Source organism: Sulfurovum indicum (assembly GCF_014931715.1).
Lineage (GTDB): Bacteria > Campylobacterota > Campylobacteria > Campylobacterales > Sulfurovaceae > Sulfurovum > Sulfurovum indicum.
In genome coordinates this window covers 106418-126459 of sequence record NZ_CP063164.1, presented here as the reverse complement: position 1 = coordinate 126459, position 20042 = coordinate 106418, and the positions used below count along the sequence as shown (strand labels likewise).

The following is a 20042-nucleotide window of genomic DNA, read 5'->3' as shown; positions in this document are numbered from 1 at the left end:
AAAGCTTCCTAGATACTTCATATATCATTATTAAAACTTACCCTACAAAACTTTAATAACAAACTCCACTATTAAAGGAAACCCAATTATCCTTTAATAAGCCCATCCCTTATTAAAGTTTCATACTCCACACACATTCCCTCCCGTTTGTTATATAATAGCTTCTATGGAAACAAACTACAGAAAGGAGACGTGCATGAAACAGATCAAAGGCTTGCTTTTTGACATTGGCGGGGTACTCTATACAGGCTCTTCTGTCATTGAAGGGGCTCCAGAGACCATCGACTCTCTGCAAAAAAAATATCCCATGCGTTTTTTGACCAATACCACCAGACGTCTCCCCTCTTCTATTTTAAAAAAACTTACCGATTTTGGTTTCCATGTTGCAGAAGAAGAGCTTTTTACCGCCCTGAGTGCGACCAGAGCATTTTTAAGCAAACAACAGGCAACTGCCTTGACAGTCATGACAGATGAAGCATCACGTTATTTTGAAGAGATGACCTCGGAGAACCCTGACTATGTAGTGGTGGGAGATGCCCATACCAACTTCGACTACCCGCACCTCAACCGTGCATTTCGGGCACTTGTAAACGGAGCAGATCTCATTGCAGCAGCAAAGAACCGATACTTTAAAGATGATGACGGTGCACTCTCGATGGATGCAGGAGGCTTTGTTCAGGCTTTGGAGTATGCCACCGGTAAAGAGGCTCAGATCATCGGGAAACCAAGCAGAACCTTTTTTCATCTTGCAGTCGAATCCATGGGAGTGAGACCTTCCGAAGTATTGATGATCGGTGATGACATCGAAGCAGACATCAAAGGGGCGCAGGATGCCGGTTTGAAAACTGCACTGGTCCAAACAGGGAAGTTCGGCAGCAAAGACCTTGACAAAGGGATCGTCCCGGACCTGCTCCTGGAAGATGTCAATGCACTGAACAGACATCTTTCCATATAAGGGTATCCATGCTGTTTTATCGACTGCCCGCACTGCTTGTTCCAGTCAGCAGAACTGACATCCAAAAACCTGCCATTATCCTTGCCCAACCTCCATACTTTCCTCTCTTGGAGTCATGACATATAGGGTCAAAATGTGCCTCAGTGAAGACAACAATCGTCCAACATAACAGTATAAGATCACAGAAACATCAGCACACGGAAACCAAAAACTGTTTTGTGCTATAATCTAGAAAAAACAATAAAACCAAAAGGGGAAAAAATGGCCAATGAGTCTTTCAGTGAGAATGCACTTGAAGAGAATATCTGGGTACACGGAAAACCGGTAGCAAACCTTGCTTCCTCAGATTGCAGCATGAGCAAAGAGAGAAAGGCATTCATCCGAAAGGCACTTGAGTATGATATTATAGATATCCGAACCTATAGAGGATATAAAGGGGACCTGCTTATTGAAGTAACGACAATGGACCCGAAGGTTGTTCAAGTGCTTAAAAAAACCGCAGAAGAGCTTGGTATGGATACCGCATTTACAAAAAACATTTTGTCCATCTACAAAATCTACAGTATTACCCCCTCTCCCGGTGCCTATGCCCTGAAAGAGGACGATTAATCCAAAATTCCGCTATATACACCTTCTCCAGGAAGGCGGGAAGATGCATGGCAAGTACCGTATCCTACAATAATCCTTCATCAGAAAAACTGTAATAGCCATGCTTTGAGAGTATGACATGATCGAGCAGTTCTATGCCGACCAGTCGGGCAACCTCTTTAAGCCTGTCTGTGATCTGCAGATCGGCTCTGCTTGGCTCCAGAGTACCGGAGGGATGATTGTGTGCAATGACAATACCGGCAGCTCTGTCACAAATAGCATCGGCAAAGACTTCACGCGGATGCACCAGTGACTGATTGAGCGTCCCGATAAACACGGTACGTGTCTGAATAATATGTGAAGCTCCATCAAGTGTAATGGTCAAAAAATACTCTTGTACCCTGTCAACATATGCCTTGAGCTCCTCATAAACATCCTGCGCAGACGTGATCCGTTTATTATTTTTGATCAAGTAACGTCTGCCAAGCTCTATGGCAGCCACTATCTGTGATGCTTTTGCCATGCCGAGTCCATGGACATCACAGAGTTTTTCGACCGTAAGTTCATCAAAACCCTTCTCAAACAGCGCAATGATCTCTTTGGAGAGTTTACGGACATCTTTGCCCTGTACCCCCGAACCAAGCAGTATGGAGAGCAGTTCATCGTTTTTCAATGCCTGGGCACCTTTATGGACAAGCTTCTCTCTGGGTTTATCCTGTTTATGCAGCTCTTTGATCGTTTTCATAGAAGCAGTATAAACCAGACTGCCGGATAAAAATAAAATATCTGTCATATTGTCATATTTTTAGCGGAACAAGACAGATATACATCTGTTTTTAAAAGTCATTTGACTTGAACTATGCAGATAAAAATACTCCAACAGCGAACCTGCTTTAATATACAGGTATAGCTTTAAGTTATATTTAAATGTGTGTTTATTTTTTATTAATCGAATATAGTTACAATTGCTAGAATCATATGTTACATATTTTTTAGTATGGATATTTGTCTGACTGGAAAATATGCCAAATATAATATATTTTAGAGGAGATTTGATTGAAACGACTTTACAAACTACTGCTTCCACTCTCCATCGCAACAGTTACATCATATGCAGCAAACACAACCGTCAAACATACGGTCAAAAGCGGAGAATCTCTCTATACCATCGCAAAAAAGAATCATACGACCATTGATGCGCTCTGCAAGATCAACGGCATTAAAAAAGACGAGATACTGAAAGTAGGTCGTGCGATCAAAGTACCGACAGCTTCATCAAACACAAAAGCAGCAAACAGAACCGCCAAACATACGGTCAAAAGCGGAGAATCTCTCTATACCATTGCAAAAAAGAATCATACGACCATTGATGCGCTCTGCAAGATCAACGGCATTAAAAAAGACGAGATTCTGAAATTGGGTCGTGTGATCAAAGTACCGACAGCTTCATCAAACACAAAGGCAAAGAGAAAAACAGCCCAAAAAAGCAACCAAAAGAAAAAGCATCTTGCCCAAAAAAGCCGAACAAACAAAAAATATGTTATCAGAAAAGGTGATACGCTCTCAACTCTTGCAAAAAAACACCATACCACAGTAGCAGCGCTGCGTAAAGCCAACCGTCTCAAAAAGGGGCAGATACTTAGACTGGGACAGGTCCTGACCATTCCCGGTAAAACAGCCGCCTATAAGAAAAAGATAAAGATCGCGAAACACAAACCAAAAGCACAAGAGAAAAAACTGGCAAAAACACTGACACGTCTTAAATCCAAAAGACTTGCATCTACACGTGTCAAAAAACCAAAGAAATATACACTCAACGATATTGTTTTCGGAAAAAGCAGCAAACACAAAGAAAAACTTCCGGCAAAATCAAGAAAGATCATCTCTCTTGCCAAGAAGAAACTTGGAAAACGCTATGTCTGGGGAGCGGTAGGACAGAAAAACACCTTTGACTGTTCCGGACTTACAAGCTATGTCTGCAAGGCGAACGGTATCAATATCCCTAGACGTGCTATTGAGCAGTCCAAGTACGGTAAACCCGTCAAAAGAAATGAGCTTCAGCCTGGAGACCTGGTATTTTTCGATACCTCAAAAAAGCGTAAAGGATACGTCAACCATGTAGGGATATACATCGGAAACAACAAATTCATCCATGCCAGCTCAGCTAAAAAGAAGGTAGTGATCACAAGCCTGAAGAAACCATTCTACAGCCAGAGGTTCAAAGGTGCCAGAAGAGTCGCTTCTCTATAAATGCCCTGCTTTCCTGCCCTGAAGAGGCAGGAAGTTTCTCCCCCTCCATACCCCACTCTTCTCCTGCCATATATCATCCCTGAATACATAAGAAAGATCACGATCTCATTGCTTTACAGCTATGCATTATCATCCTGTGATCTACTCCCTCCTAACTGGGTACTTCTGACAATACCGTCTCAACAAGAGCAGTGTGATATGGAAATGATGCACAGTGAACCCTCCCAAAAGCTTGTCAGATGTATCAGAATGAAAGGTGTTGGAGGCTTTAAATAAAATAAGATCGGCTTTTCACAGCCTGTAGAAAAGAGCTGCTTTGCAGCAGGCAGCAGACTACTCTGCTTCGAGTACCGCTCCGCTGCTTGCATTGGTTACAAGAGCTCGATACTGCTTAAGCCATTTGCTTTTAAGCGGCTTTACGATCGGCTTGAATCGCGCACGGCGCTCAGCTATCTCTGCATCACTGAGTCTGACCTCAAGAATATAGTTGTCCACATCAATATGGATCTCGTCACCATCCTCAAGCAGACCGATCATTCCGCCTTCTGCCGCTTCCGGGCTTACATGACCGATACTTGCCCCTCTGGTCGCACCCGAGAACCTCCCGTCAGTAATGAGCGCCACCTTGTCTCCCAGTCCCATACCCATGATGAGTGAAGTAGGCGAAAGCATCTCCTGCATACCAGGACCGCCGCGAGGCCCCTCATAACGTATAACAACCACGTTCCCTGCTTTTACCTTGCCGCTGATGATCCCCTCTATCGCATCATCCTGAGAATCAAAACAGACCGCTGTACCGGTAAAGACTCTGTCTCCGGTGATCCCTGCTGTCTTGATGACTGCCCCCTGTTCGGCAAGATTACCGTACAGTATTGCCAGTCCGCCTACTTCCGAGTACGGATTATCGATCGTATGAATGATATTTGTATCGAGGATCTTTGCATCTTTTATACGCTCATAGAGAGACTCTCCTGTAATGGTAGGGTTGTCAAGAAGGATATCCTCTCCCCTCTTGGCCATCTCATGCATAACAGCACTTACACCACCGGCCTTGTTTATATCTTCCATATGTACGGTTGTCAGTGACGGAGAGATCTTGGCGATATGTGAAACACGTTTGCTGATGGCATTGATATCCTGAAGGTTGAAATCTACTTCCGCCTCTTTGGCTATGGCAAGCATATGAAGTACCGTATTGGAGCTTCCTCCCATTGCCATATCAACCGCAAAAGCATTGCGTACAGCATTCTCGTTCAGAATGTTTCTCAGCCTGAATTTCTCACGCGTCGCAGCATCGGCTTTTGCGATCTCACAGATACGTCTTGCCGCTTTTCTGTACAGCTCCTCTCGTTCGGGGGTCAATGCAAGAATCGTACCGTTACCCGGAAGCGCGATCCCCATAGCTTCCATCAGTGTGTTCATAGAGTTGGCGGTAAACATCCCCGAACATGACCCTCCGCTTGGACAGGCGTTACATTCAATATCGGTCAACTCTTCCTCATCGATCTCGCCTGCTTCGAACTGCCCTACCGCTTCAAAAGCCGTTGCAAGGTCAATAGGAGTACCATCTTTTTTGTGTCCTGCCGCCATCGGTCCCCCTGAAACGAATACAGTCGGCACATCCACGCGCAATGCCCCCATGATCATCCCCGGTACGATCTTGTCACAGTTTGGAACAGCGATCATCGCATCAAGCTTATGCGCATTCATGACCGTTTCTATGGAGTTGGCAATGATCTCACGACTTGGAAGAGAATAGAGCATCCCGTCATGCCCCATTGCGATCCCGTCATCTACTCCAATGGTATTGAACTCAAAAGGCACACATCCGTTTGCCCTGATCTCCTCTTTGATGATCTCTCCCACTTTATTCAGAAAGTAGTGCCCGGGGATCAGTTCGATAAAAGAATTGGCTACTCCAATGAACGGCTTCTCAAAATCCTCATCTCTCAGACCGGTAGCACGAAGCAGACTTCTGTGTGGCGCACGGCTATGCCCTTTTTTTATCTCATCACTTCTCATAGTTCAACTTCTCCTTTTTGAGGCAATATGCCCCCTGAAACTCCTCTCACTAAAGCTTTGCCTTACGGTTTTAGGGCTTTGATTTTGAAGATTTTCATATTTTTTGGTGATTATAGCACAATTACTATTTACATTTAAAAAAAAATTGGTTATAATCGCACTCCAATTTTAAGCATATGCTTGAATGCGGTATGGATATGCGGGCGTAGCTCAGGGGTAGAGCATCACCTTGCCAAGGTGGGGGCCGAGGGTTCGAATCCCTTCGCCCGCTCCATAAATTATAAAAAACACTGCCTAAATAAAAATAATCAGACTTTACATAAAATAGTTTGACGTTCTTTAGTATTTAAGATATATTTGGTACCTACGAAGCCCGGGTGGTGGAATGGTAGACACAGGGGACTTAAAATCCCCCGGTCATTGCGACCGTGCCGGTTCAAGTCCGGCTCCGGGTACCATTTGATGAGACATCAAATGGTACACTATTGTTCTGCTCCATGCAGGGCCCAAACGGATAGCCGTTTTTTGAGTGTACTTGATTTGATGTCTCATCAAACCATTTATTTTACATGGAACCATCGCCAAGTTGGTAAGGCCGCAGCCTGCAAAGCTGCTATTCGCCGGTTCGAGTCCGGCTGGTTCCTCCATAATACTATGTATTTTTTATCTTTTTAGGGTAAAATTGCATACTTCTTTTTACTGTCGGGAGATGTCAGAGTGGTCGAATGTGCCGGTCTTGAAAACCGGTGAGGGTAACACCTCCGGGGGTTCGAATCCCCCTCTCCCGGCCATCTATTTTAAACAATCCTTCTTTATGCACAATACAGTCTAACTTGATATATTTCAATCTATTTTACTATTTCCATTCTCCCTCCCACACCAAAATACAATCCAGAGCTTAGTGCATTTATTGTGGATCCCGGGAAAAGGTTATTTCTCTGCCAGGAAGGGATCTTCCACTATATCCGGACATACTACCTCGGTAAAGAATAGTATGACTATACCAATACTTTATTTATTGTGCTATAATGGAGACATATACGAACCAAACAAGGAGTATATTATGAAAAAAGTAACACTTTCAATTGCTGCGCTCGCAGCAATGGGTACATTCGCAATGGCGGGTGGAAGCATCGCTCCGGTTGAACCAGTAGTAGAAACCCCTGTAGTAGCAGCACCACAGGATGCCGGTTTCTATGTAGGTATGGCATATGGCCTGGGGAATATGGGCCTTGCTTACAACAACTATCCGGATCCCAGCTACGATCATGACGAGAACTTTGACGCATTGATGCTGCAGGCCGGGTATAAAATCAACCCTTATGTAGCGGTAGAGGGCAGATACTGGTTCACTGATGGAGAGTGGAGTGATATTTACGGCTCGGCGGATTTTTCTGCAGATGCATGGGGTATTTATGTAAAACCAATGTACCCTGTCACCAATGAGATCGACATTTATGCATTGCTTGGGTATGGTGATACCGATCCTGAAATTGGCGGAGGAAAACCTCCCTATGATACAGATGGTTTTCAATGGGGTTTAGGTGCCTCGTATGAATTTACTTCAGATATAGCTGTATTTATGGATTATGTCAGTTTATATGACGATACGAATAGTGGTGAGGACCTTACCATTGATACCTGGAACTTTGGGGTAACCTACAAATTCTAAGAAGTTTTTTCTTCAGGCCTCATGGTCTGAAGAGGCCTCATTTATTCTTTTGCATTTAATACTTTTCTGCTTTTTTGCTACCTCTATTTTCAGAATTTTGTAGTGTTCGGGAAATATAAAGTTTTACTATCTTTTGAGAGGTGCAAAATGGATTGCCCTCAGCAATAGTCACATCCACAGGATGACAGTACGATCCGCCTGACTATTCTCTGCCAGAACACTCTACTGCCTCCTTGCATTGTTACCGTGCTATGAACTCTTCTTGCAGCACCAGCTTTCCATCCATATAGATCTCAGCGGCAAAAATATCACCTTTGGAGTAAGTTGCTACACCCTTTGGTGTACCGCTCATGATGATATCCCCATCTTCAAAGCTCATAAAAGAGGCTATTTCACTTACAATGCTTTCGGGCTTGTATATCATCAGATCATAGTCTGCATGCTGGGCAAGCACATCATTGATATAGAGCTTCATCTCAAGTGTTTCTATATTTCCACTGCATTTTACAAACCTGCTCAAAACAGCAGAACCGTCGAAGCTTTTGGCTCTCTCCCAGGGAAGTCCCTTCTCTTTCATCTTATTTTGTATACCTGCTTTGGTCAAGTCCAGCCCAAAGCCCACGCCTTCTATCTTGTTCTCTTTAATAAGAAAACAGATCTCACCTTCAAAGCGGCAATCTTCCTGTATATACTCAAGCTGGTTTGTAATCGCTGAATTTGGCTTGTTGAATAATACCATGCTGTCTGGTGTTTCATTGTTTAACTCTTCTATATGGGCTACATAGTTCCTGCCTACACAGATCACTTTTGACGGAGTGATATTTTCACTTTCATATTGTATGGTTCGCATGTACCTCTCCTTTATATCTATTTTCAGTAAACCCACCAAGGCATAGGTTCACTGAGAATACATTACAGAACAGCATCAAGAGCAGCGCTCTTGATACTTGTGTTTTAAAAGTTCATATAGTAGATAATTCTGAAGTCATCTCTGTCTTCTCTGTCTGAAGTATCTGTCTGATCTTTGATAGAGTATCTTACTCTGATCTTGGAGTAACTGTTAATAGCATATTTTCCATCAAAGTTAAACTCTGAAAAGTCATCTCTTACATTACCTTCATCTGCACTGACATCAACATAACCGAATTTCAAACTAAGTCCATCAAGCGGTCTTACTACCAACTGAGCACCAACTGCTGTACTTGCTTCATAGTTGCTGTATCCCTGTTGCCAATCAGAATACATAGGCCCTGATTCAACTGCTTTGAATGAGTTATCCGAAATTTTGTCATAGAGTGCCGCAACATCGAACATACCGAATGATGTACCTATTTTTGCCCCAACCAGTGTAGAGTCATCTGCATTTTGGTAAGAGTTGCCTCCGTACTGTGCTTTGAAATATGTTTTATTTCCAAACGGAAGGTTGTATTTCAGATCAATATATCTGTAGTCTTCCACATCAATAGGAGTACCGTCCACAGCTGTATCTGAAAGTGCTTTAATGTATTGGGCTCTTACTGTCAGGTTCTCAATACTCTTGTTTTTAATATAAATATATCCAAGACCGTCTTTACCCCATTTATTATCTATATCATCAAAACCGCTTAATTTGGAGACAAACCCGCTGTAACGCTTGACATATCCTACTTCTACCATAGTATCCTGAATATCTTTATTACGCACAATAGCAGCCTCATACGTAGATGGCAGGAGTCTAAGGTCATGATCCTGCATAAGCGGGGTAGCAAGTCTTTGGCGACCTACTTTAAACATAGTGTTACTCACATCATATTGCAAATATGCTTCCCCAAGGAATGCGATATCATCACCATTTGACTGCAAAAGACTTGTACCGATCCCATCCGTTCTATCAAAGAAATCTCCTACTTTGTGGCTTCCATAGTATGCAAAACCAAACTTGAACCCATGGTAGTCACCGCTCTCATACTTCACAATCCCTCCTGCAGTCAATGCTTCTGCATCCGGTGTGCCTGCTATATCAAAGCTTCTGTTCATATAGAACAGTCTCATATTCGCTGTGAATGTACCATTTTCAAGCGCATCACCAAAACTTCCTGTACTTACTGCTGGTGCCTCTGCTGCCGGTGCTGCGGGGACGATATCTCCACCTGCCATGATCATTGTTGATGCCGCTATTGATAGTAGTAAACCTTTTTTCATTTTAACTCCCTTGTTTTTAATTTTTAATCTTGAATTTTATTCTTTTGCATAAAATAGACTACGCCATATATTGCAAAACCTATTGCGTACGATAAGTACTCCGAATCCATACCAAGCCATGAACTGGTCATGTTTGGTATAAGCATAAAGGGTACAACCGCCAACAACAGAACTCTTTCAATACCTGTTGTTTTAGTCAATACCCAGCCTTGTGTTGCAGAAGAGAATGCAAACATTCCTGCAGCTGCTGTAATAAAAATAAGCCCTATCTCACCGGGATTTGTGATCCACTGCCATAAAGCAGGATTGTTTGGATCTACTGCATCTACTCCCTCTATCAGCAAGAGTTTATTATTGAAGAAGAACGCAAATGGCAGTATGGCTGTTCTTATGTCATAGGCAAACCCCTGCAAGCCTGTTTTAATGGGGTCGCTCTTTGCTATCCCTGCGGCAGCATAAGCTGCCATCCCGACAGGGGGCGTATCATCCGCCAGTATTCCAAAGTAGAATACAAAGAGATGTGCTGCTATAGCAGGGATCAGATAACCCAGATCATTTGCAAGTGACATGATCACCGGTGCGGTAAGTGCTGCCATAACGATATAGTTTGCCGTTGTGGGCAGTCCCATACCAAGAATGAGTGACACCACTGCTGTAAGAAGCAATACCGCGATAATATATCCACCCGATAGCTCTTCAATAACCTCAGCAAGTATCAGTCCTATACCTGTAAGTGTTACCGAACCGACAACAATACCCGCAACCGCTGTGGCAATTGCGATAGGTACCATATTCTTGGCACCATTGATCATTCCATGACCAATATCAACAAAACCGCTTAGCCATACTTCCTGTGTTAACTCACGTTTTTCCAGAAATGCATATGCAGGACGTTGAAGTACCATAATAAGCATCATGAAGAAAATAGCATTAAACGCTGCCATCTGAGGAGACTGTCTCAGTATGATAAGCGTGTACATAAGAAAAAATATAGGCACGATATAATGGATCCCGCCCTTAAAAATATCAAATGCACGTGCTAACTTGGAAGGGTCTTCTCCCTTGATACCCAGCTTTTTAGCTTCCAAATGCACAATATAAAAAAGTGCAAAGTAACTTACAAATGCCGGTATGGCTGCTGCCATGATCACATCAGTATATGCCAAGCCCAGAAACTCTGCAATAATAAATGCTGCAGCCCCCATAATAGGAGGCATAAGCTGTCCATTGGTTGAAGCTGCTACTTCAACAGAAGCTGCCTTGTGCCCAGGGAAACCCAGCTTTTTCATAAGTGGTATCGTAAAAGTACCCGTTGTGACCGTATTTGCGATAGAACTGCCTGAGATGATTCCCATCATACCTGATGCTGCGACAGATGCTTTGGCCGGTCCGCCATCATATTTGCCAAGCAGGGCATAAGCCAGGTCAATAAAATACTTTCCTGCACCTGCTCTTTCAAGCAGTGCTCCAAAAAGTACAAACAGGAAAACATAAGAAGCACTTACGCCAAGAGGTACACCAAATATACCTTCAGTTGTAAGATACATCTGTCCTACGATCTTGTTAATGCTTGCACCTTTATGTGCAATCAAGTCGGGCATGTACTGACCAAAATAGTCATACAGTATAAAAATAGCCGCAATTACCGGCAATGCCATACCCAAAGAACGTCTTGCCGCCTTTAGAAGCAATATAATACTTAAAATACCCATACCAACATCCAGATGAGACCACGCTCCGCTTCGTGCATTGAGGGCATCATAGTTCATGAAGATGTACAAGGTACCTATGACCGCAGCAATACCTATGGGGAAATTATACCAGGGTATACTGCTCATGGTTTTAGGCGTTCGAAACATTGGGTACATTGCAAATACCAGTGCCAGGGCAAATGCCAGGTGAAAAGATCTCACAAAGACACTGTTGGTAGGCACCACTACTACATAAAGCTGGTACAGTGACCATGTAAATGCAATAATGGCGATCATCCAGTACTGCCATGAACCCTCTTTCAGGTTTCTCTGCCCTTCAAGCTCTTCTAATAGTTTCTCTTCATTCTCTATGAATTGTTCATCCATATGCTGATTTTCCTTCATAGCAGGGCCCTATTTTAAAAGGCCTGCTTCTTTAAACGCTTTGATCGCACCCGGATGCTGCGGTACTGCAAGACCATCAAGCAGTGACTCTTTTGTGATCGTTTTATAGGCAGGATGAAGTTTTTTGAACTCATCAAAATTATCAAGAATCGTCTTTGCTACAGTATAAACAACCTTGTCATCAATACTGTCTTTGGTGACAAGCACTGCTTTTACCCCGATACTTGGCGTATCATGCTCTACACCTTTATAGAAAGAACCCGAAATTACACCTTTTGCATAATAAGAATATTTCTTGACCAGATCATCAATAGGTTTCCCTTCAATAGGTACCAGATCGATATCTACAGAGTTTGCAGCATCTTTGATATTTGCTGTCGGATGCCCGAATACACCAAAGTAACCATCAATTTTGTTATCTTTCAACATTGTTGGTCCTTCACTTGATTTCAACTCATTTGCAAGTGCCATATCTGAATGCTTGATACCAAACGCTTCAAGTACGATATCTGTCGTCATTCTTGTACCGGAACCGGGAATATCTATATTGATTTTTTTCCCTTTCACATCTGCCAAAGACTTGATCCCTGATGATTTTGTCACAACAAATGCCAAAAGCTCAGGATAAATTGCCAATACAGACCTCAAACCTTTAATTGCCTTACCTTTAAATTTTCCTTCACCATGGTATGCCTGATACGCAGTATCACTCTGTGCAATACCAAAATCAAGTTCATTGGCATTGATCGTGTTTACATTGTAGACAGATCCTCCGGTTGACTCTACGGAACATCGAATTCCTGTGGTCTTTCTATCTTTGTTCATCATCCGGCAAATAGCGCCGCCGGTCGGGTAATATGTACCGGTGACTCCACCTGTACCAATCGTAATAAACTGCGTAGCAAATGATGGAATGCTTATTGCAGCAATCAGTGCTGTACTCATCATTATTTTTTTCATGAAAATCCTCCAATGTGGTTATGTATATATCGCCTTAAAGATCGATAGTGAAATTGTAGCAGATAAAAATAGCCTCAAAATAGCATTAAAGCATAAAATAAATTTTTACATATAAAATTAAATTATTTTTTACTAATTTATAATATGATCCTGCTACGATATACAAAACAATTCAAATAAATATTGGCTATCATAATATACGATGAAATATGTAGCAAAAAGGGGAACGATTGATACGATATGCATATCATTTTCTTTTGCTTAAACAGATGCTTAAGCAAATATTCCGGACATACTCTATGCATATGTTTGGCATGGTTGCATTTATCTTTACTTTTTCACTTGGCCTGGTCGCGCTGTTTAAAGACACTGAAAATTTAGCTATCTTGCTGCCCTACGGTATCCTGGTGTTTGTCCTTAATCTTTTTTACCTCAAGCTTATGCGTTTATCCCGCCAGGACTATGAAAACAAATTGAAAAAAGAGAAAGAGTACTCTCAGGAACTGCTTAAGTCACAAAAACTTTTTCTGCGCTATGCGGTACACGAAACACATACGCCGCTTGCAATCATCATGGCGAATATCGAACTTTTTGAACTTGTATCAGGAAAACACAATATCCTCTCAAATATTGAAGCCGCTACCAAAAATATGTACGGTATTTATGATGACCTAAGCTACCTTACCCAAAAAGATAAAATTGTTTATCCGAAACAGGAACTTGTCTTGGCAGATTTTATAAAGAGCAGAATAGAGTTTTTTGATATTGTTGCAAAACAATCAAAACTCTCATTTGAATTTACAAACCATTGCACTCAAACTACTGTTAAAATAAATGAAACCAAGTTGCAACGTATTATTGACAACAACATTACAAATGCAATAAAATACACAAAAGAGTTTGAGGTGATACACATAAAACTTTATGAAAACAAAAAACATTATATTTTTAAAATTTCCACCAATTCCGCAACCATAGAAGACCCGGAACAGATTTTTAATGCATACTACAGAGAAAATCATAGTAAAGATGGTCTTGGTCTTGGTTTAAGTCTGGTCAAAACCATATGTGATGAGGAGAATATCAGGATAGTGCTTCACTCCGATAATAACAATACTTCATTCGAATACTATTTCAACAAGGAAATACAATGAAAATTTTATTACTTGAAGACGACCTGTTGCTTAGTGAGGCGATCAGTAAGTTCCTTATCATAAAAGGTCATGCCGTTCAAACCTTCAAAGACGGAGAATCTGTATTGCACTCACTGCAGGAGAACTGCTTTGACCTTCTTATTTTGGATATCAATGTGCCAAACATCGATGGACTGACACTCCTTGAGATGCTACAGAAAAACAAAATACAGATCCCCACTATTTTTATATCGGCTATTATAGACATAGATGACATTTCCCGTGCTTTTACTCTTGGGTGTCATGACTACCTCAAGAAACCGTTTCATCTTAAAGAGTTGTCTATCAGGATAGATAAGATACTGCAATCTGATTATATCCCCCATTCTCACTTAAGGCTCTCAAAGAACTACAGTCTTGATATTGAATCTTCTACACTGAGATTCAAGGGGGAAGTCCAGGTTTTGCCGGCAAGGCAGCTAAAGATCCTTATACTTCTTGCCAATAATCGAAGCCGGGTAGTCGACTATGCACTTTTTCAGGAATATGCCTGGGACAATATGGATGTTGAGATCCCAACCATAAGGGCAGAGGTAAACCGTCTGAAAAAAGCACTAAAAGAAGATATTATTATCAATATCAGGAATATGGGGTATATGATCAAAAGACCTGTTTGAGCTGTTTTGCGGCCAGGTCACTATTATGGTGTAAACATATTTTCCGATAGTTGCTGTATCTGATACCTTCAGGATATTGAAGTACAGAGAGAACCTCTTGTCTTTTTTTAAAATTCGGCTCTTTTCTCTTCTGTAAGCCCGCTGTTGATGTTCCACATCATTTGCACATCCTTCTGATAAGATGGCAATAACCATTACCTAAAGGTATTACCGATGAAACCACTAATATTATATTGTACACTTTTAAGTACTCTGCTTCTTGCAGACTTCGGTCCTTGGCAATCAAAAATCAGTACACTATCAACACTGGAGAAGCATGTCATTGTTGACAAAGGGACAGAACAGCCTTTCTCCGGAAAATATGTCAATACAACCAAAGAGGGTGTTTACAGATGCAAAGTATGTGATACGCCGCTTTACAGATCAGACGACAAGTTCAACTCTCATTGCGGGTGGCCAAGCTTTGATGATGCCATTCCAGGTGCGATCAAAGAACTCCCCGATGCAGACGGCATGCGAACAGAGATAGTCTGCGCAGAATGCGGTGCCCATTTGGGACATATTTTCAGAGGAGAAGGACTGACACCCAAAAACACACGCCACTGTGTCAACTCTGTCTCACTCAATCTTGACAGACAGAAAACAATAGCAAAAGGTTTGAAAAAAGCCTACTTTGCCGGTGGATGTTTCTGGGGAGTGGAGTACTATCTTGAGAAGCTTGATGGAGTCAAAGAGGTGATATCCGGATTCATGGGAGGAGAAACAAAGAATCCCGGATACAAAGAGGTTGTCTACATGAATACCGGACATCTGGAAACGGTCGAAGTGCTCTATGACCCCGGTAAAATTTCCTATGAAGAGCTGGCAAAAACCTTTTTCGAGATCCATGATCCGACCCAGAAAGACGGGCAGGGTCCTGATATTGGAGAACAGTACCTCTCAGCCATTTTTGTTTCAACACCCCGGGAGCGCAAAACAGTAGAAAAACTGATCATGCTTTTAGAAAAAAAAGGCTACAGTGTAACGACTCAGATAAAAAAGAAATCCCCTTTTTATCCGGCTGAACAATATCATCAGGACTATTATGAGCGTAAAGGCTCAAAGCCTTACTGTCACGGATACGTGAAGCGGTTTGATTAAGCCTTTGTATTGACCATCCACTGGGAGAATACATTCAAGTAGTTCCAGAAACTCTGAATATTCTCTTCACTTGTAAGCTTCTGCTCGATAATCGGCTGCAGCGACTCTTCAAAAAGTACCAGCCAGTGAAGCCGTGCTTCTGGCGTAATGGCAAAAGGGGCATGCCGGGTCCGCATTTGCGGTGCACCCCTGTTCTTATTGAAATATTTGGGACCCCCGCAGATCTGTATAAAAAAATCTGCCGAATTCTGCCCTGCCGCCTTCATAGCATCTCTCTCTTCCGGAAAAAGATGTTTGATAGGACTCTCAAAAAGTTTCATATAGAAACGGTCCAGAAGTTCCCTCATCCCCTCTTCACCGATATCTTCCAAAAATGCCGGATTGGGCTTGGTAACCGGAGGGTTAACCCCTTCAATATAGGGTTGGATCGAAAAATCCAGTGTAGAAAATTGCATAATGATCCTTTTTTAGACTCTTTTTAGGAAATGTTATAGCAGGAAAATACCCCGGTGTCAACTATCGGCAGCTGCCGCTTCCGCACCCGCCTCCGTTTTCGACAGAGAAACTGTTGTGATACCCGCATTCGCCGCATTCAAAACTCAGGATCTTTGGACCCGAACATCCTCCTGAACGCTGATCGATAAGCTCTATACTCTTTTTTCGGCAGCGTGGACAGAAACCACGCTTGATAGCATCGAGCTGCTCTTTTTTCTCTTTAAGATAATAGATATAGACCGTGACTGATCCGACCAGAACAATAATAAGAAAAAGCAAAAGATAGATATCGATGGGAAACTCCTTACACAGGGGTATAGGTTTTGAGTATGTCCACCTGCTTTCTGTAGTCCGGCATCGTCTCCTCTACCAGCTTCCAAAACGCTTTCTGGTGGTGTTTATGGCGTATGTGTGCCAACTCATGTACTATCACATACTCTATGACTTCCAGAGGAAGCTTCATCAGCATTGTATTGAAACTGAGCCTGTTCTCTCCTGAACAGCTTCCCCACTGCCGCCTGGCTTTTCGAAATATTATACTCTCCGGATAGAGGCTCATTCTTTCTGCCCATTTATCCACAAGCGGGGGGATTGTCTCCCTGGCAGCTGTTTTGTAGAATGCATAGATCCGTTTCTGGAACTGCTGCATATCAAGTCTGTTATATAGCAGAGAAAAACCGCTCTCTTCAAAACAAAACTCAACTCTCTTTTTTGCATGTTCCCGAAATTGCAAAGGATACGATTTCCCCAGATAATAAAGCTCCATTTCATGATGGATACGGGAAATACGTCCTTTCTTCTTGAGGATCTTCTGTCGGGATCGTCTGATCCAGTCAGCTTTTTGAAGCAGCAGCTGCTCAATATACCTCTGTGGCACTTTAGGTGACTTGACAAGAAGATTCCCCTCCCCGTCAAAGCTCAGATAGGTATGCCTGAGCCTGGGATTGACAATATGCGTATAATACGGGAGTATTGTAGTCAAGGTGGTACCTGGTCAGTTGACAAGCCTGCCGTCTCTGTAAATACCCTTTCTCAGCACTTTACCGTCTTTTCGGTAGATGTAGGCACGGCCGTTCAGTATACCATTTTGGTAAGGCATGACAAACCATACATCACCACTGGGATAGTAACCTTTCTCTTCACCGTGTTTCTTTCCGTTAACGTAAGGTGTGCTCTTCAGGACACGACCCTCTTCATCATAGAGTTTCTCTACACCATTCTTGAGCCCGAACCGGATAGGAACAGTAGAAGTAAGCTTCCCGTCAGATCCATATCTTTTCAATAGACCATTCTGTTCTGTATTGTCACTCATGATGAACTCTGAACGGATCTGACCATTGGTGAAGTACTCTTTTTTCACCTTTTCTCCACCCATGGACGGCCCTTCACATGCTGTAAAAAAAAGAAGTGAAAAGAGTAGCAAAAGCAGAGATGATAGTTTCATAATTGTAAACTCCTGATGCACATTTAATGGAGACAGTATACTATAAATTACTTTGCCTTGCCATTGCAAATGCTCCCAGAATTAACCCGGCATACCTTTTTTCAGTATCTTGGCAATATGGTCGGCCACCCGGAATGCATTGGCATATATTGTCCAGGTATAGGCAACCGAACCACCTGTTGGCATAAAACTTGCATCGGCCACAAAGAGATTTGGAACATCATGTGCCTGACAGTATTTGTTAAGGACCGATGTTTTAGGATCATTACCGAAACGGCACCCCCCTGCAACAAGATTTTGTGCCGGATCGGCAGAGATGGAAGAGTAGATATTCTTTGCTCCCATCTCTTCAAGAACTGCCTCACATTTTTTGGCAATATATTTTCCTACTTTGATATCCTGCGGATGTGCACCGATACGCAGTTTTCCTACAGGCATACCGTATTTATCCTTGTGTGTTGGGTCCAGTGAGACAAAACAGTTGTCATTTGGCAGCCAGTCGTTAAAGATCTCGAAACGGATACTTTTCTGTTTGGTAAAGCGATCAACCACCCTCTCTCCAAGTGCTTTACCCCAAACCAGTCTGCCCTCTTCATAGTTGTTCTTTCTTGCCCTTGAGATGATGTTCTGATGTTCAAACATAAACTCTACCGAACCGCCCTTGAACTTGCCATGCCACCAGTCATCAACAAAGTACCAGTCAAGGATGGAGCGGTTGACAAAGTATCCTGTCTGCATCAGTTCGCCAAAAGAGATCTCTTTCAGTTCATTTTCATGCAGCTCCCCCTGTCCGGAACCGCCTCCTGAGAAGATGAGATTCTTCCCCAGCTCCCCACTGCTGTTGGCAAGACCCTCCGGATGATACTTGTTTGCCGAATTCAGCAGCAGTCTGGCGCTCTCATGTGCCTGTGCCGCTACAACGAAGAGTCTGGCATAGATCTTTTTCTCTTTTCCTGTAACAGTGTCAATTGCTACAGCACTGTTGACACGATCTTTCTGCTCTGTATGCAGATATTTAACATGGGTATTGGTCATCAGTGTCAGGTTTCCTGTTGCCAGCGCCGGTTTGAGGAGGGCTTCCCTGGAGCTTCCTTTGGCACCGGAACTGCATCCGTAACTTCCACAGAAATTGGAGTAGTAGCAAGCCTTCCGATGGCCTTTGTCCCGAGAGAGAACTGCCCTTGGAGTCACCAGAGACCTGATACCCAGTGCTTTACAGCTTTTATCCAGCAGTGTGACTACAGCATTCTCTCTTGTAGGGGGCTGCGTAAAACCGGGGGTACTTCTTGGCGGTTCATAAGGATGCGGCTCATAATATCCTGATATTCCGACAATCTCCTCTGCCAAAGTATAATAGGGCTCAAGCTCCTCATAGCTGATGGGCCAGTCGACCACATTGGCTCCCTCTATCTCTCCATACTTGCTTTTAAGCCGGAAATCATCAGGATGAAGACGGTGCAGCATACCGCTCATGAAATTTGATGAGCCCCCGACAATGTTCCCGTTCCAGAAGCTCCACCCTGAATCATATGTTGGGGTCGCTTCCCATTTTCCGTTCACCTTCTCTTCTATGACATGATACTCTTCAAAAAGATTGGGAGTGACGATATCACGTCTGCAGTATGCCAGCTCATCTTTGGAAAACTCATCACGCCGGATAAGCCGTCCTTTCTCCAGAACTGCTACTTTGTATCCGGCTTTGCACAATGTATAGGCTACTGCTCCTCCACTGGCACCCGACCCGATGACCACAACATCAAATTCATCTTTGCTCATAGCCTAATGTACCTCGTTTCGGGTCTGGGAAGTCCACCAAAACTCTGCACGCTTTTCCAGCCCTCCTCTTTGATATTGCTGCCATATACAGGGTCGCTGAAGATCGCTTCCATGGTCAGGGTCATAATGCGGGAGAGCCAGTTTCTGCCGTAGTTTGTCTTTTCATACTCTCTCAAAGCACTCTCCTTTCTCTCCTCACTGTAATGAATGAATTTACCCTTCTCCCTATGCATAAGCTCTCCGGCCCCTTCGATCACAAAGGTTCTGATATCCTTGTCATACGTTGGATGACTGATCGTCTGGAACAGAAAGGAGATAGTGTTCATCTTTTTGGCAGAGGGAAGCTTGCTGCCTTCGGGAAACATATGCTCCTGTACCGCAGCAATGGTCTTTTCTACCTCTTTGAACTCTTTTTCAAATCCGGTATCAACCTCTGCTTTAAGATAGGGAGACAACCCTAATGCTGAACCTATAATTAAAAAATCTCTTCTTTTCATTTTCGTATCTTTCTTTTGTGCTTCTTTGTGTAAATTATCCATGGTTTACGGTATCGTAACACTTTTATGTGTACTCTCAGTGCAAATTGCTGCACACAACTTGCACACACAACATATTATACTGCTATCTGTCAGATAAAAACAACTTCATATAAG

20 protein-coding genes and 4 tRNA genes are annotated in these 20042 nt (G+C 42.8%); 11 read left to right on the top strand and 13 right to left on the bottom strand.

The window, feature by feature from the left end:
• Positions 1 to 196 precede the first annotated feature (196 nt).
• On the top strand, positions 197 to 955 hold the full coding sequence (locus IMZ28_RS00620; RefSeq protein ID WP_197548727.1) for a TIGR01458 family HAD-type hydrolase: 759 nt from the start codon (positions 197 to 199) through the stop codon (positions 953 to 955).
• A gap of 261 nt (positions 956 to 1216) precedes the next feature.
• The gene (locus IMZ28_RS00615; protein ID WP_197548726.1) at positions 1217 to 1564 is read left to right on the top strand and encodes a hypothetical protein; all 348 of its coding nucleotides are present in this window, start codon (positions 1217 to 1219) and stop codon (positions 1562 to 1564) included.
• Between the two features lie 64 nt (positions 1565 to 1628).
• On the opposite strand, the gene radC is transcribed toward IMZ28_RS00615, so the two are convergent.
• Positions 1629 to 2336, bottom strand: a complete 708-nt coding sequence (gene radC / locus IMZ28_RS00610; RefSeq protein ID WP_232087485.1) for a RadC family protein — start codon at positions 2334 to 2336, stop codon at positions 1629 to 1631.
• Between the two features lie 263 nt (positions 2337 to 2599).
• Here radC and IMZ28_RS00605 point away from each other — a divergent pair, with 263 nt between their 5' ends.
• Entirely contained in the window at positions 2600 to 3793 is a 1194-nt protein-coding gene (locus tag IMZ28_RS00605) for a C40 family peptidase (RefSeq protein ID WP_197548725.1), read from the top strand.
• 333 nt (positions 3794 to 4126) lie between these two features.
• Here the strand turns inward: IMZ28_RS00605 and ilvD are convergent, their stop codons facing one another.
• Positions 4127 to 5815 (bottom strand): dihydroxy-acid dehydratase, encoded by a 1689-nt coding sequence (gene ilvD, locus IMZ28_RS00600; protein ID WP_197548724.1) that lies wholly within the window; start codon positions 5813 to 5815, stop codon positions 4127 to 4129.
• A gap of 199 nt (positions 5816 to 6014) precedes the next feature.
• On the opposite strand from ilvD, the gene IMZ28_RS00595 reads away from it, so the two are divergent.
• A tRNA-Gly gene (locus tag IMZ28_RS00595) sits at positions 6015 to 6089 on the top strand.
• A gap of 97 nt (positions 6090 to 6186) precedes the next feature.
• Positions 6187 to 6273, top strand: a tRNA-Leu gene (locus tag IMZ28_RS00590).
• Here the strand turns inward: IMZ28_RS00590 and IMZ28_RS11035 are convergent.
• Positions 6233 to 6367 carry a hypothetical protein gene (locus IMZ28_RS11035; protein WP_269472896.1) on the bottom strand — a complete coding sequence of 45 codons (135 nt, stop codon included), beginning with the start codon at positions 6365 to 6367 and terminating at the stop codon, positions 6233 to 6235. The two genes, IMZ28_RS00590 and IMZ28_RS11035, sit on opposite strands and share 41 nt — an antisense overlap.
• Before the next feature lie 19 nt (positions 6368 to 6386).
• Here IMZ28_RS11035 and IMZ28_RS00585 point away from each other — a divergent pair.
• The 3 genes from IMZ28_RS00585 to IMZ28_RS00575 all read left to right on the top strand — a co-directional run bounded on the left by IMZ28_RS00585 (position 6387) and on the right by IMZ28_RS00575 (position 7487).
• Positions 6387 to 6462: transfer RNA gene (locus IMZ28_RS00585), tRNA-Cys, on the top strand.
• 56 nt (positions 6463 to 6518) lie between these two features.
• Positions 6519 to 6606 (top strand) — tRNA-Ser (locus IMZ28_RS00580).
• Between the two features lie 272 nt (positions 6607 to 6878).
• Positions 6879 to 7487, top strand: a complete 609-nt coding sequence (locus tag IMZ28_RS00575) for a porin family protein (RefSeq protein WP_197548723.1) — start codon at positions 6879 to 6881, stop codon at positions 7485 to 7487.
• Between the two features lie 241 nt (positions 7488 to 7728).
• Here the strand turns inward: IMZ28_RS00575 and IMZ28_RS00570 are convergent, their stop codons facing one another.
• The 4 genes from IMZ28_RS00570 to IMZ28_RS00555 all read right to left on the bottom strand — a co-directional run bounded on the left by IMZ28_RS00570 (position 7729) and on the right by IMZ28_RS00555 (position 12724).
• Positions 7729 to 8337, bottom strand: coding sequence for a fumarylacetoacetate hydrolase family protein (locus IMZ28_RS00570; protein ID WP_197548722.1), 609 nt, complete (start codon positions 8335 to 8337; stop codon positions 7729 to 7731).
• A 104-nt stretch (positions 8338 to 8441) separates the two neighbouring features.
• Positions 8442 to 9668 carry an OprD family outer membrane porin gene (locus IMZ28_RS00565; protein ID WP_197548721.1) on the bottom strand — a complete coding sequence of 409 codons (1227 nt, stop codon included), beginning with the start codon at positions 9666 to 9668 and terminating at the stop codon, positions 8442 to 8444.
• Between the two features lie 23 nt (positions 9669 to 9691).
• Positions 9692 to 11746 (bottom strand): TRAP transporter permease, encoded by a 2055-nt coding sequence (locus IMZ28_RS00560; RefSeq protein ID WP_232087484.1) that lies wholly within the window; start codon positions 11744 to 11746, stop codon positions 9692 to 9694.
• 27 nt (positions 11747 to 11773) lie between these two features.
• A complete protein-coding gene (locus IMZ28_RS00555) occupies positions 11774 to 12724 on the bottom strand; it encodes a TAXI family TRAP transporter solute-binding subunit (protein ID WP_232087483.1) in 951 nt (316 codons plus the stop codon).
• Between the two features lie 230 nt (positions 12725 to 12954).
• Between IMZ28_RS00555 and IMZ28_RS00550 the strand changes: the two genes are divergently transcribed.
• The 3 genes from IMZ28_RS00550 to IMZ28_RS00540 all read left to right on the top strand — a co-directional run bounded on the left by IMZ28_RS00550 (position 12955) and on the right by IMZ28_RS00540 (position 15674).
• Positions 12955 to 13878 (top strand): sensor histidine kinase, encoded by a 924-nt coding sequence (locus tag IMZ28_RS00550; protein WP_197548719.1) that lies wholly within the window; start codon positions 12955 to 12957, stop codon positions 13876 to 13878.
• Positions 13875 to 14534, top strand: a complete 660-nt coding sequence (locus IMZ28_RS00545; protein ID WP_197548718.1) for a response regulator transcription factor — start codon at positions 13875 to 13877, stop codon at positions 14532 to 14534. Before IMZ28_RS00550 ends, IMZ28_RS00545 begins: the two co-directional genes overlap by 4 nt.
• Positions 14535 to 14747: 213 nt before the next feature.
• Positions 14748 to 15674 carry a bifunctional methionine sulfoxide reductase B/A protein gene (locus tag IMZ28_RS00540; RefSeq protein WP_197548717.1) on the top strand — a complete coding sequence of 309 codons (927 nt, stop codon included), beginning with the start codon at positions 14748 to 14750 and terminating at the stop codon, positions 15672 to 15674.
• Here the strand turns inward: IMZ28_RS00540 and IMZ28_RS00535 are convergent.
• From IMZ28_RS00535 to IMZ28_RS00510, 6 genes are all read right to left on the bottom strand, one after another.
• Entirely contained in the window at positions 15671 to 16129 is a 459-nt protein-coding gene (locus IMZ28_RS00535; protein WP_197548716.1) for a globin domain-containing protein, read from the bottom strand. The two genes, IMZ28_RS00540 and IMZ28_RS00535, sit on opposite strands and share 4 nt — an antisense overlap.
• Before the next feature lie 61 nt (positions 16130 to 16190).
• Positions 16191 to 16448 (bottom strand): hypothetical protein, encoded by a 258-nt coding sequence (locus tag IMZ28_RS00530; RefSeq protein ID WP_197548715.1) that lies wholly within the window; start codon positions 16446 to 16448, stop codon positions 16191 to 16193.
• A gap of 25 nt (positions 16449 to 16473) precedes the next feature.
• Positions 16474 to 17151 (bottom strand): M48 family metallopeptidase, encoded by a 678-nt coding sequence (locus IMZ28_RS00525; RefSeq protein WP_197548714.1) that lies wholly within the window; start codon positions 17149 to 17151, stop codon positions 16474 to 16476.
• Positions 17152 to 17163: 12 nt separating this feature from the next.
• Entirely contained in the window at positions 17164 to 17613 is a 450-nt protein-coding gene (locus IMZ28_RS00520) for a toxin-antitoxin system YwqK family antitoxin (RefSeq protein WP_197548713.1), read from the bottom strand.
• Positions 17614 to 17694: 81 nt separating this feature from the next.
• Entirely contained in the window at positions 17695 to 19389 is a 1695-nt protein-coding gene (locus IMZ28_RS00515; RefSeq protein ID WP_197548712.1) for a GMC family oxidoreductase, read from the bottom strand.
• Positions 19386 to 19886, bottom strand: coding sequence for a gluconate 2-dehydrogenase subunit 3 family protein (locus IMZ28_RS00510; RefSeq protein ID WP_197548711.1), 501 nt, complete (start codon positions 19884 to 19886; stop codon positions 19386 to 19388). The genes IMZ28_RS00515 and IMZ28_RS00510 overlap by 4 nt, the downstream gene beginning before the upstream one ends.
• Between the last annotated feature and the right edge of the window lie 156 nt (positions 19887 to 20042).